Source organism: Nostoc sp., assembly GCF_036916985.1.
Classification (GTDB): Bacteria; Cyanobacteriota; Cyanobacteriia; order Cyanobacteriales; family Nostocaceae; genus Nostoc.
Map to the genome: position 1 here is coordinate 13595 of NZ_JBALFD010000027.1, position 13525 is coordinate 27119.

A 13525-nucleotide genomic window follows, 5' to 3' on the forward strand; every position below is an offset into this window, starting at 1 on the left:
GGCGACGGGCAAAAATTTTGGGTTTTCGAGACGCGATAAATCGCCGTTTCTACAAGTGTTTTGGTCTTATCTGAACTGTATTGCTTTATAATTACGAATTACGAATTACGAATTACGAATTACGAATTAGTTAAAGAGGCTTTTGGGTAGGTACACCAATAGCACGGGGAAACTGAATTGGTGTGGTGGCTACCTTACGCAAATAGACACAGTGGCGGATGCTGTGACTCAGGGGTGTTGTAAATTGTTCGATTGATTCAATCACGCCACCCAACTGCTTCACAGCATTCTGCAAAGCAGTTGTTTCATCTTCTGTCCAATTACCGCGATAAATTATGGCTAAACCGCCCTGTTTGAGCAGTGGTAGGGTATATTCTGCACATACCGAGGCTGCACCTACAGCACGAATCAATGCAATATCGTAAGCTAATCGATGCTGGGGATGATGACCGATTTCTTCCGCTCTACCAACCAGAGTTTTAGCATTGCTAAGGGCAAGTTCAGTTAATATATTGTCGATAAAAGCAATTTTTTTCCCAGTGGAATCGAGAAGAGTAATTGTGCAATTAGGTACTGTAATTGTTACTGGAATACCTGGAAAACCTGCACCTGTACCAATATCGATGAGAGCAGGGGAAGCAGTAGAGAAATTTGCTGATAATAGGGGTGCAATTCCTCGCAGAGAATCCCAGAGATGTTTTTCCCAAAACTCTTGGGGGTCAGTGATGCGAGTTAAATTTAGTTGGCGATTACCTTCTAGAATTAACTCATAAAGCTTTTGAAATTGCGCTTGCTGTTGGACAGTTGGTTGCCAATTGAGAGTTTGCTGCCAGATTTCTGCCATCTCAGGCAATAAGTTAGTCATTGGGAATTGGGAATTGGGCAATTCAATTTTGGATTTTGGATTTTAAATTTTGGATTATTCAATTTGGTTCTTCGGTTATTTTTATGGAAAACCTGGTTCAAAACCATTAAAAGCCTTACCCTGTAAGCATTTCATTTAAAACAGTACCATAATTTCTTATAACCCTTACCCCGCAAGGGTTTTGTCACAATCAATCCTCAATCACCATAAAAGGGGCGCAAGAACCTTCAATTTAAAATCCAAAATCTAAAATCTAAAATTCTTGCCCTCTCATTTCCCCACTCCCTATTTATACTGCTGGTAGAGGTTCTTTAGCTTTGGCTTCTAGTGTCTTTGGGTCTACTGATTCTAGTTCACCGTGGTTGAGTGTCCAGCAACGATCTGCGATCGCTAGCAAATCCCCAGCATCGTGTGTCACTATTAACAGTGTCCAATCTTGTTTCAGTTTCGCTAATAAATTTACCAGTTGCCGACGCATTGACCAATCTAACCCAGCGGTGGGTTCATCTAATAACAGTAAATTTGGCTGGCGAATCAATTGCACTGCCAAAGCTAAACGTCGCTGCTGACCACCACTCAAAGCATGAGGGGCAACGGAAAGCGATAAATGCTCTAATCCCACTTCACTCAGCGCTTGTCTGACTCGTTCTGACCCTAACTCAGGATGTCCTAAACGCAATTCTTCTAAAATCGAACCGCCGCAAAAGTGCCGCTCTGGAAACTGAAATACCAACCCAGCCAATTGTTGTAGCTGTTCGGCTATTAGTTCTTGTTCCCGCCAGAAGAGTGCGCCAGTTGTGGGTTCGGCTAGTCCCGACAAAATTTCTAGTAAGGTACTTTTACCTGAACCACTTGGGCCAATAATCAGACCTAGCTGCTGGGGTGCTAATTCCAAGTTGACCGATTTGAGAATCGCTGTTGGGCACGCTGTAGGGTGATAATTTACATTTCGGAGATAGAGCATTTGTTAAGATTACCAAAAAGTCAGCAAATTACTGATTAACTACACTGAGGTATCTAGAAAATTCTGGAAAAATTTATAGCGTATTATCTGCCTTAACACCTTAATATCGCAGCAAGAATCATTTACATTTTCTCTATTGTGGCAGACTCACCCTGAAAGAGTGCTGAGTGCTGAGTAATGAAGGACAAATAACTCCTGCCTCCTGCCCCCTGCCTTTCTTCAGTAAAATTAAACTTAACCATTTTTTGTATTCTAAGTAACACATACAACTATTTCAACCGCAATTATTCTGAGGGTTAAAATGACTAAAAGGTTTTCTTCTCCTCGATTAATAGTGTCTGCTCAACTCATTACCCTTGTTCAGACTGCTTTTGCAGCTGCGTTCGCCTTTGGCGTTGCCCCTTGGGCAATCGCACTTAATTTGTGGGTAAGTCCTTCTCTAGCTGGTGATCCCTTTCGCGATCGCGAACCTCATCAAATTGGCGACCTAACAGAAGCAGCTTTTAAAGCAATTTTCCAACAGGGCAATTATCCAGCAGCAGATCGTTACCTGCAACAAGCAATATCCAAAGAGCCAAACGAACCTCTAGCTTATGCCATAAAGGCATCTTTAGCATACGGAAATAAGGATTGGGCTAAACTCGATACCTACAGCCAGAAAACTTTAGAAACTGGACAAAAACTAATTTCTAGCGATCCGTTGCGTGGTAATTTATACACTGCTGTTGGTCATTTTTTAGAGGGTGCAGTAGTTATCACCCGTGAGGGTACAGTCAAGGGTGTACCGCAAGCCTTTAGTCGGTTGCGACAAGTTTATGAATATTTAGATAAAGCCGAGACAATCTCTGCCAACGATCCAGAACTGAATTTAATCAAGGGTTATATGGATTTATTATTGGCGGTTAATTTGCCTTTTGCTAGCCCAGATCAGGCAATTCGACGCTTAGAACAAAATGCTGCTCCTCAATATCTAGTAGAGCGGGGTGTTGCTCTTGCTTACCGGGATTTAAAAAGGTATCCACAAGCACTAGAGTATGTCAACCGAGCAATTAAAACCACATCCGATAATCCAGAAATTTATTATCTCAAAGCTCAAATCCTGAAAGAATTAGGGCAAAAAGAAAAAAGCCAGCAGATAATCCAGGAAGCGATCGCAAATTTTGACAAAGCACTGACTAAAAAATCCCAACTCCCAGGCGATTTAGTCAAACAAATTGAGGGTGAACGCAAAAATGCTGTGAGCCTGAAGAATCCTTAACCCCCATTCTCCATTCCCCACTCCCTACTTTGATATGCTTATTTGCAGACGAGTAATTGAGAGATTAGACCAAAATGGAGATTCAGTTCCGCGAAATTAATCCTTTTGATATGTGGATTTGGCTGAAATTCAGCACAAATCCTTCTGCGCGTGAAAAGCAGTATGTAGAAGAAGTTTTCAATTCCTGGTTTTATTTGGGTAAATTAGGTGCATTTAATGCAGAGAATCTTCAGGTGCAGGACACTGGACTCGATATCAGCTACATGAATTATGATGAACAAGGTTATGACAAAAGCCTACTAGCACTGATGCACAACATCGGTGAGTTTGAATATGAGGGACAGTGGGGGCGTTGTTGGTTTGACTTAGGAACCAGTGATGCGATCGCATTGGATATTTTAATCAACGCTCTCACCCAGCTAAGTCAGGAATATGTGACCATTGAAGAATTGTACATCGGTGGCGAAAATCCCGATTGGCCTATTGAGGATAGTGAAAGTCGTCCTCAGTCTATTTATGATAATTAGTTATAAAAATGAGTAAAGCAGGTGAAATTAGGGTAATAGCCTTGGGGCTAATTAGGAATGGCGAACGCATATTTCTTTCTGAAGGCTACGATCCCGCAAAACAAGAAACATTTTATCGGGCTTTAGGCGGTGGTGTTAATTTTGGTGAAACCAGCCACGCCGCCTTAAAACGGGAATTTCAAGAGGAAATTCAGGCAGAATTAACGAATATTAAATATTTAGGTTGTATAGAGAACCTGTTTATATTTAATGGCAGGCAAGGTCATGAAATTATTCAGCTTTATCAATGTGACTTTGCTGATTCAAAATTTTATCAACTGGAAAGTTTAATTTTTTCCGAATCACCACATCATAAACATAAAGCGTTATGGATAGATATTTCTCGCTTGAAATCAGGAGAATTCAAATTAGTACCTGAAGTATTTTTTGAATATTTATAAATCATTTGAAAATTTCAACTTCATGGTAAGCGCTCATCTTCTAGTTCTTCTAAAATCATTGCCGCGATGCCTGCGGCGGGCTACGCCTACGCATCTTGTTCATTGGCAGGCAAGTTTTTTAGTTTAGCGATCGCTTGTTCAAGTAGCTCTGTCATAGCTGTCAATCGTTACAAAAGTCATACTATAAAATTATCTATGCTTGCACTCTGTTGGGGTGGTTAGGGTGCGATCTCTTGGGGTAAGAGCAAAGCGCGATCGCTCTCAATAGCAGAATTCATAGGGTTTAAGTAGCAATGTTTAATTTCCTAAGCTAAAGCCAATTTCTTTATGTGTGTTGCAGAACAATAAAGACTCCAATATTTTTAACTTCTGTTCTGGCAATCTAAAATGTAATCTTTTGTCTTCCTTTAGCATAACTTTGCTATCAGTTTACTATTCTTGCACAGTCAGGCGATTGCTTTTTGTGTTGTAAGGTAAAAAGCAATTGTATTGTCTTATAAAACTAAATTAAAAATGGTAGTCTTTTAAGATACTACTTACTTAGCATCTGGCAGGTACGCTGAGGAAATTCTGTAATTGTTCTTTTATATAGAACTTTAGGAGATAAGTATATGCCTAAACAAAACCGATTCCTCCGCTCTAAGCGTCTTCGCGCCCTATTATGGTATGGCGCTGGTGGTAAATGTCCAAGATGCGGCTGCCAGTTGCTAGACGACTTTGCTGCTGACCATGTGATTCCTTACTCTATCAGCAAGCAAACTAATTTTCACCAAATGCAAGCATTATGTCACAAATGTAATAGGGAGAAAGGTGCGATGCAATTGAGAAAACACCAAACTGATATGCTGCAAATTTGTGAACAAATTAAAGCTGAAGTCAGCAGCGTTAGGACAATTATTGTCAGCGTCACTCCAGGAGGTGGGAAAAGTTTTTTACCAGTAATTGCTGCCGCCCGTTTAATTCCAACTGTAGCTGATGCCATCTGTTGGATTGCGCCGCGTCAGTCACTACAGAAACAGGCTGAAGAGGCTTTTGCAGATGGTAGATTGAGGAATTTTTTGAAGCACAATCATATTATTCGCTCTGCTACTAATGAACATAACCCATGTCGTGGTCTTTCTGGCTATGTTACAACTTATCAAGCCTTGAGTTTTGATCGAGGTACTCGCATTAACGCTCAAGAATTTGCTACTAAGCGATATATTTTATTTTTAGATGAAGTTCATCATGCTGAACTGGATAGCGCCACCCATGAAGCAATTCAACCTCTGGTAGATCGGGCAGAAGTTGTAATTTTAGGAAGTGGCACTTATGAACGTGGTAACAGCCAGCCTATTGCATTTTTACCTTATCAAAAAGTTCAGGGTGGAATCACTCTCAACCTTGAAAATTTGAGCGATCCTAAAATTGCTGTAATTCGGTATACCCGCCGAGATGCTTTGGTTGAACATGCTATTATTCCTTTGCATTTCCAACTTCTTGATTGTCGCGCTGAATGGATAGATAAGGAAGGAGAAGCTCGGACAATCGACAGTTTGGCAGAAGCTGGAGATGACAGTGGGGATGGTTTGCATACCGCTTTAAATACTGAGTATGCTTTTGAGTTATTGAGGCGCTGTCTTGATGACTGGCAAGCTCATAGACAGTTAAATGGACGAGCCAGGATGCTAGTAGTAGCCGCCAACATTTCCAATGCAAAGCGTTTCCTGGAGTGGCTTAAAGACATGAATGTTATGGCTGCTATCGCTACGAGTTCTGATACCAAAGAAGCAAAGAAAGCAATTGAACGTTTCAAAACTCACGGTAAAAATTCTGTAGATATTTTAGTAACAGTGGCAATGGCATACGAGGGTTTAGATGTACCTGCTGTAACCCATATTGCTTGTTTGACCCATATTAGAAGTACTCCTTGGATTGAGCAAATGGTAACGCGGACTGCACGTGTTGATCGTGGTTCAGGCTCTCTAATCTATGAACACCAGTTGGGATATATTTACGCTCCAGACGATCAATTATTTCAAGATTGTATTGCTAGTATTCAGGTGGAACAAGAACCGTTTTTAAGAGAACAACAAGAAAAACTTAGGAATCAATCATCTGACTCTGGTAATGAACAAAACGAATCTAAGTTAACTATTAATGACATCATCCCTTTAGCTTCTGCCGCAACTCGTGAAAGAGCAAGTGGTATCAATGGGGAAGCTCTGGACTACCAAGAAACTCAGCGTCTTATGGCAGCAATGGCAGGAGTTGGATGTGTTGGTATTAGTCCAATCCAGTTCAAAAAGGCAATGGAAATTTATCAGTCTTCTCAACCAGTGGGTGATCCTTATGGTATTACTGAGTCAAACGTTTTGACTTCTAGTGGAATTGAAGAGAAACTCAGGCAGTCCATTGAGAACCACAATCGGAAGTATGAATATCAAAATCAGCAACCGTATGGAAGCATTAATAAAGAAATTAAGAAAAGATTCGGCAGGCCCCGCGAGGAAATGACTATAGAGGAATTAAAGCGGGTCTGGGCATGGATTCAGCAAAATTATTCTATTGACCCAACAGCGTAACATGACTAAAAAAATTATATAGTACTATAGTACTATATAATTTTGCATTTTCCCTTCTCCTAACTCTAGAGAAAGTGACTGTGATGCAGGGACTTTGCTAATCTAGCTAACCTAGAAATGTGATGATTTATAGAACACCTGTGAAATCTAATGTTTCCAAGGTAAGAACAGTAACGGTTGGCGACCCTGGAAATCTTGCAGCTCCTCCAGGCTCTCAACCTTGGGCGATCGCAGTGCGATTGCAAATACAATCTCTGTTGAAGGACAATGCAAGCAGTGTCAAACATCTACGAACTTGGCTCAAGGGCATAGAGGAACACGCTGGATATCGTCAGCTGATAGATGAGAACGGTCAACCATTCCCTTCTTATGGTTCATTCTGCAATGCTAAACCACCTTGGGGTCTTGGCTACCCTCCAGAAGTAATTGACCAGATTCTCAAGGAACTGGAATCAGTTCAAGCAAAGCAGATTCAGGGAGAAGAACAGCAACCTAATAGTTGGGGCAATTTAGAGGGTTATTTGCAAAGGTTTTCTAAACTGGCTAAAAATTGTGCAGATAATCAACCTATTAATGTAAGTAAAATCGGCGAAGTGTTGCATATTGTTTCTAGCAAAGCTCACATCTGGAGGAAGCGATGGCTCGATCTAGGGTGGATTGAACCAGTATCAAGTAAAAGAGATGGCTATTACCAGATCACGCAGGAAGGAAGAAGACTGGTACAAAATTGGTTAGAAAAAGAGCCATCCAATGATACAAACTATAAATTATGGCTAACGATTCCTCGCTGCAATTCCAAAAAAGCGGCAGAGGAACTAATTAAATCTTTAGATGTTGATCAACTGAGAGAACTTTATAATCATATAGGAAAATCATTGAATCAACAGTCCATTGACAGTACAAATTGTCAGGACGAAACTAGCCACTGCTAACAGAATACCTTAAACTCAAATTGCTGGTGTCGTTGTCTTTATGTTTAACTTGGAATTACGGCTTGCTCCAGCGTCAATCATCTTTATAAATTTCTCTACGATGCCCTACTCTGACAACAGTTACGACTAGGACATCATCATAAATATGATACAAAATCCGATAATCGCCTACTCTAATGCGATAACGATTTTCACCATTTTTTAATTTGCCGACACCATCAGGGCGAGGATCAAGAGCTAATTGTTGAATTTTGCTCTCTAGTCTTTCTTGAATATCTACGGGTAAATTTTTGAGTTATTTAGATGCACTTTTGGAAATTTCTACTTGGTAGCTCATGCAGTTTTTTGCTGATGTTCTGACCAAGTTAAAGTACCATTTTCTGCTATATCTTTTAATCCCTCTTCAAAGTCTATTTCGTCGGACTCATCTTCCTGTTTACGAATTTTCAACAGGGATAAAATCTCTTGCAATGTATCGTCATAAGCCAGTTCTAATTGTTCATTAATAGCCTTGATTAACGCTTGCCTTTTAGTTGGAGTTTCCATGTTTTCACTCTTTTTAACTGCTCGTCATTGTCTATTCTTTGAACACCTTATTTTACTCTAAAATACTTCTCAGTAAGTCTGAGATGTGTTTTCACTTGATGACTAATCTTTTTCTACTGATCAAAGAACAGCGGCCTCTGGAATCGCACCTTGCATTCTCCCGAAAGCATCAATCAAATTTTGCAATTGTTGATCTGCTTTAAAAACTCCTAATCCACGCACCGTCACTTTGCCTGGAGAATAGACAAACCGCGTCTTGAGATTGTCTGGTAAGTTCGCCGCTAACAAATTCCAAGCAGGTTCCTCCATCGGCGTTTCTAAAACGACGTGCTGCTTTTGTTCTGGTTTTATCCGGCTAAATCCGAGTTTTTTCGCTAGCTGTTTGAGTTCCATGACTCGCAAAAGTTGATTTGCAGGGACAGGTAAAGTACCATAGCGATCGCTCCACTCGGCTGCAATTAGCTTTAATTCTGATTTAGATTTGGCTGTAGCTACCGCTCGGTAAGCACTCATCTTTTGATCCAAATCGGTAATGTAATCTGCTGGGATAAATGCCGTCAGGTTGAGATCAATTTGGGTATCCTCCACTTTCGGAATTTCTTGTCCTCGGATTTCCCGAATTGCTTCTTCCAGCATTTCCATGTATAAATCAAAACCGATGGCATCCATTTGACCGGATTGTTCAGCACCTAGTAAGTTACCCACACCTCTGATTTCCATATCGCGCATCGCCAGTTGATACCCAGAACCTAGCTGAGTAAATTCCTGAATTGCTCGTAAACGTTGCCGTGCTGCATCAGATAACGTCCGTTGCTTCGGATAAAATAACCAAGCATGAGCTTGGATACCTGCACGTCCCACACGACCGCGTAATTGATACAACTGTGCTAATCCAAAGCGGTGAGCATCTTCAATTAAAATCGTGTTGACTCGTGGAATATCTAAGCCAGATTCAATAATTGTCGTACAAACCAGGATATCTGCATCGCCATTGCTGAAAGTGAGCATGGTTGATTCTAACTCGCTTTCATCCATTTGACCGTGAGCGATCGCAAATCTAGCTCCCGGTATCACTTCTCGTAAATTGGCTGTTGTCTCTTCAATGCCGTCCACTCGTGGAACTACATAAAATACCTGTCCGCCTCTGTCTAATTCTTGACGAATTGCAGTGCGGATACTTTCGGAATTAATCGGTGACAAATGGGTTTTAATTGGTCGTCTGGTTGGGGGTGGCGTGGTAATCAAACTCATTTCCCGAATTCCCGACAAGGACATATATAAGGTTCGGGGAATGGGAGTGGCAGAGAGGGTAAGCACGTCCACTTGAGTTTTCAAGCTTTTAATTTTCTCTTTCTGGTTTACCCCAAATCGTTGTTCTTCATCCACCACCAATAGTCCTAAATCTTTGAATGCCACACCTTTACCCAAAAGTTGCTGTGTGCCAACAACTACATCTAATTCACCAGTTGCCAATCGTTTTTGAATATCGCGGCGTTCTTCAGCAGAGCGAAAACGGTTGAGCAAACCGACATTTACGGGATAAGGTGCAAAACGTTCTTTGAGTGTATGGTAATGCTGCTGTGTTAAAATAGTCGTTGGCGCAAGGAGTGCCACTTGTTTACCGGCGATGACTGCTTTAAAAACAGCACGAATCGCCACTTCCGTCTTCCCAAAACCGACATCGCCACAAACTAAGCGATCCATTGGGCGATCGCTTTCCATGTCGCGTTTTACATCTTGAACAGCTTTAAGCTGATCCGTCGTGGGTTGGTAGGGGAAAGAATCTTCCAATTCCTCTTGCCAAGGCATATCACTGGGAAAGCTAAAACCTTGTTGTTGCGATCGCGCTGCATACAGTTTCAACAAGTCCACCGCCAATTTTTTGATGGCTTTACGGACTTTATTCTTCGTATTTTCCCAAGCTTTACCAGTCATTCTGTTGAGTTCCGGTGCTTTATCACCTCCGGCGCGGAACCGGGATAAAGCCCCTACTTGATCGGCTGCGACTCTAAGTAACCCATCAGCATATTGCACCACCAAATAATCACGGGTTTCGTCATTAATCGTCAAACTTTCCAGCTTGACAAATTTACCAACACCATGATTTCTGTGAACTACATAATCACCAGGACGCAGCTTATTGGGATCAACTTGTTTAGAAGTAGCTTTGTGGCGCTTGCGGATATAGCCGGGAGTCGCCAAGGAATGCTGCCCAAAAAATTCTCGATCTGTAACGATTACTACTCGATAGGTAGGCAGGATAAAACCTTCGAGTTCGGCAAGACCAGAATATTTTAGGGCTATGGGAATATGGTTAATTTGCAGCTTATCAATTGCTTGGTAATCGCGGGGATTGGGGATAAACTGAGCCGGACAATCATGTTCTTGCAACAGTGAGACAGAACGCGAAGGTTGAGCAGAAAGCAGCCAGATCGAGAAATTGCGATCGCGTTCTTGGCGGATGGTTTCAGCTAGTTTAGCAAACTGGTGTGGTGTAGCTGGAATAGGACGGCTGGCAAGATTGATCCCACTATTCTCCTCTGACAGTTCCGATAAATATAATGTTTTAAATTTGGCAACGTCAGCCAAACACTCATCAAACGAACGGTGAATTTTCGGTAATGAATGGGGAGTAGGGGAAGAATCTACCCCATTCCCTATTTCCCATTCCCTATTTCCCATTTCCCATTGTTCTTCCGCATTTTCTACCCAGCGATCGCTATGAGCATGGCATTGTTCTGGCTCATCAATGGCAATTAGGGTATTTTCTGCTAAGTAGTTTAGCAGAGATGCTGGTTGCTCAAACGCCAACCCCAAAAAGCGACGGCTACCCTCAATGAGTGCTGAGTGCTGAGTGTTGAGTTCTGAGTTAAATTCTGACTCAGCACTCAGCACTCGGAACTGGGCACTCTTGTTGAGTGCTGCCATCACCACAGGAGTGAAGCTAGTGGGGGTAAGAATTATCTGATCAACTTTGTCGAGGGCGGAACGTTGGGTTGCGGGATCAAATTCCCGCATTTGCTCAATTTCATCGCCAAACCATTCCAACCGGACTGGAAACTCAGAGGAAACCGGGAATACATCAACAATATCGCCCCGCCGACTCCATTGCCCTTCCATTTCCACCAAAGGCACTCTTTCGTACCCCAAAATAGTTATTTTCTCACTGAAGGCATTCAAATCTAATTCCATCCCCTTTTTCAGGGTAAGACAGAATTGACCAAAAGCTTCTGGTGGAGGCAAATGAGGTTGCAACGCCCCTTGAGTAGCGACAATCGCCAAAGGTCGCTTCGCTCCGGTATTGGGGGTTGGGGATTGGGAATTGGGAAGAGACAAGGGAGTAACTTTTTCACTAATGCCTTCTTGTCCCCCCAGTCCCCAGTCCCCAGTACCCAGTCCCCTATCCCCCATTCCCAAATCCGCCAATACCTGCATTTGCCCCCAACTCATCTCAGTTTCCGGGTCAAAGGGTTCGTAGGGAGAAGCCTCGGAGGTGGGATAAAAATGTACTGTTTGCCATCCCATTGCCTCCAGTTGTGCATAAACGCGTCCAGCCTCCTCCAGAGTGGCGCAAACCACGAACAAATCCTTGCCCTGAGCCTGTGCTAATGCTGAAGCTACCAGAGTCTTGGGCAGCCGAGAAATGCCATTTAACCGCAATTCTTGTTGTCGATTCAGCTTAGAAATAAATTCAGTAGTGAGCGACGATCGGCCTAAGGCACGCACAATAGAAGAAAATGACATAAGTACTACTTAGCGATGGAAGTCTTTGTGGGTCAGAAAATCTTGAGGCAGTTTATGTCAACCATTTTAAAAGTGTTAACAGCTTTCTTATTGCTTCGGTGGAAAAATAATGCACAGCCACTAATAAACTTAAGAACTATAATTATGACTTTATGTATAGTCAAAGCATTTATTGAAGCACCTTTAATACTAGATACTAGGGATTGAGCTACGTTCGCTCTGATAAACCGCAATTTTAAACATGTCCTCCATAACTTTTGAAATTTTAATCATTTTGGTGCTAATTATTGCCAATGGCGTGTTTTCGATGTCTGAGATGGCGATTGTCTCAGCACGGAAAGTTAGGCTACAGCAGCTTGCCAATCAAGGAGATGCCAAAGCAAAGGCAGCATTGAAACTAGCTGAGTCTCCAAATCACTTTTTGTCAACCGTTCAAGTGGGTATTTCCCTGATCGGTATCCTGACTGGTGCTTTTGGAGGAGCAACAATTGCTAGCCGAGTAGCAATCTATGTGCGACTTATTCCCTTATTAGCACCTTATAGTGAACCGATATCCTTTGGAATAGTGGTTTTGCTCATTACCTATTTCTCACTCATTGTTGGCGAATTAGTACCGAAGCGTTTGGCATTAAACAACCCAGAAAGGATTGCCTCGATTGTAGCTATTCCGATGCAAGCCTTGGCGGCGATCGCTTCTCCTGTAGTCTTTCTCTTAAGCGCTTCTACAGATTTGATCCTGCGATTACTGGGAATTACAGCTTCTACCGAGCCGCAAGTCACCGAAGAAGAAATTAAAATTTTAATTGAGCAAGGGACTGAGGCGGGAACCTTTGAGGAAGCTGAACAGGATATGGTAGAGCGAGTCTTTCGTTTAGGCGATCGCCCTGTCAGCTACTTAATGACACCCCGCCCCGATATTGTCTGGCTAGATTTAGACGACTCTGCTGAAGAAAATCGCCAAAAAATGGTTGATAGTGCCTATTCTCGGTATCCAATTTGTCAGGGAGGACTTGACAATGTGCTGGGTGTTATCCCTGTCACCGATTTATTAGCTAGGAGTTTCCGAGGAGAACCATTAGACTTAACCATCGGATTGCGACAGCCCGTATTTGTGCCAGAAAGCACCCGTGGCTTAAAAGTTTTGGAATTGTTCAAGCAAACCATCACTCACATGGCACTAGTAGTGGATGAATACGGTGTGATTCAAGGATTAGTCACTCTCAATGACATTATGAGTGAAATTGTCGGTGATGTTCCCTCCACAGATGGACAGGATCAACCACAAGCTGTCCAACGCGAAGATGGTTCCTGGCTTTTAGATGGGATGTTGCCTGTGGAGGAGTTTTTGGAACTTTTCGGTATGGAAGAGTGGGAATCTGAGGAACGAGGTAGCTATCAGACATTAGGCGGTTTTGTCATCACCCATTTAGGTCGTATTCCTGCCGCCGCAGATTATTTTGAATGGCACAGTATGCGAATTGAAGTGATGGATATGGATGGTAATCGCGTTGATAAGGTGCTAGTTATACCGAAGGCAGCTAAATCAGCAGATACGAAAAAATCTGATTAGGATTCGGGATTGGGGATTGGGGATTAGGGATTAGGGATTGATTGATAATCATTGTTTACTATTTCCCATACGCCATAATAACCAATGCCTATTTAACGCGATGTGCAACTTATCC

Annotated in this window: 11 protein-coding genes; 6 read left to right on the forward strand and 5 right to left on the reverse strand. The window is 42.2% G+C overall.

Translation table 11 applies throughout. The features are described 5' to 3' along the window. Positions 1-130: 130 nt before the first annotated feature. Together rsmG and V7L07_RS10315 are read right to left on the reverse strand one after the other, a co-directional pair. On the reverse strand, positions 131-865 hold the full coding sequence (gene rsmG, locus V7L07_RS10310; protein WP_335057451.1) for a 16S rRNA (guanine(527)-N(7))-methyltransferase RsmG: 735 nt from the start codon (positions 863-865) through the stop codon (positions 131-133). Positions 866-1154: 289 nt separating this feature from the next. Then, positions 1155-1829, reverse strand: coding sequence for an ABC transporter ATP-binding protein (locus V7L07_RS10315; RefSeq protein ID WP_335057453.1), 675 nt, complete (start codon positions 1827-1829; stop codon positions 1155-1157). Between the two features lie 301 nt (positions 1830-2130). Between V7L07_RS10315 and V7L07_RS10320 the strand changes: the two genes are divergently transcribed. From V7L07_RS10320 to V7L07_RS10340, 5 genes are all read left to right on the forward strand, one after another. Further along, positions 2131-3087: a Sll0314/Alr1548 family TPR repeat-containing protein gene (locus V7L07_RS10320; RefSeq protein ID WP_335057455.1), complete on the forward strand. Its 957-nt coding sequence runs from the start codon at positions 2131-2133 to the stop codon at positions 3085-3087. A gap of 74 nt (positions 3088-3161) precedes the next feature. Beyond that, complete coding sequence (locus V7L07_RS10325) at positions 3162-3614, forward strand: DUF3531 family protein (RefSeq protein WP_069070833.1); 453 nt, start codon at positions 3162-3164, stop codon at positions 3612-3614. Positions 3615-3622: 8 nt separating this feature from the next. Then, positions 3623-4054 (forward strand): NUDIX hydrolase, encoded by a 432-nt coding sequence (locus tag V7L07_RS10330; RefSeq protein ID WP_335057457.1) that lies wholly within the window; start codon positions 3623-3625, stop codon positions 4052-4054. 611 nt (positions 4055-4665) lie between these two features. Further along, entirely contained in the window at positions 4666-6618 is a 1953-nt protein-coding gene (locus V7L07_RS10335; RefSeq protein WP_335057459.1) for a DEAD/DEAH box helicase family protein, read from the forward strand. A gap of 119 nt (positions 6619-6737) precedes the next feature. Continuing rightward, positions 6738-7550 (forward strand): hypothetical protein, encoded by an 813-nt coding sequence (locus tag V7L07_RS10340; protein WP_335057461.1) that lies wholly within the window; start codon positions 6738-6740, stop codon positions 7548-7550. Between the two features lie 73 nt (positions 7551-7623). Here the strand turns inward: V7L07_RS10340 and V7L07_RS10345 are convergent, their stop codons facing one another. From V7L07_RS10345 to mfd, 3 genes are all read right to left on the reverse strand, one after another. After that, positions 7624-7824 (reverse strand): type II toxin-antitoxin system RelE family toxin, encoded by a 201-nt coding sequence (locus tag V7L07_RS10345; protein ID WP_442936045.1) that lies wholly within the window; start codon positions 7822-7824, stop codon positions 7624-7626. Positions 7825-7883: 59 nt separating this feature from the next. Beyond that, entirely contained in the window at positions 7884-8096 is a 213-nt protein-coding gene (locus V7L07_RS10350) for a hypothetical protein (protein WP_335057463.1), read from the reverse strand. Between the two features lie 120 nt (positions 8097-8216). Continuing rightward, positions 8217-11840 (reverse strand): transcription-repair coupling factor, encoded by a 3624-nt coding sequence (gene mfd, locus V7L07_RS10355; protein WP_335057465.1) that lies wholly within the window; start codon positions 11838-11840, stop codon positions 8217-8219. Positions 11841-12081: 241 nt separating this feature from the next. Here mfd and V7L07_RS10360 point away from each other — a divergent pair, with 241 nt between their 5' ends. Continuing rightward, complete coding sequence (locus tag V7L07_RS10360; RefSeq protein ID WP_335057467.1) at positions 12082-13410, forward strand: hemolysin family protein; 1329 nt, start codon at positions 12082-12084, stop codon at positions 13408-13410. Positions 13411-13525 lie beyond the last annotated feature (115 nt).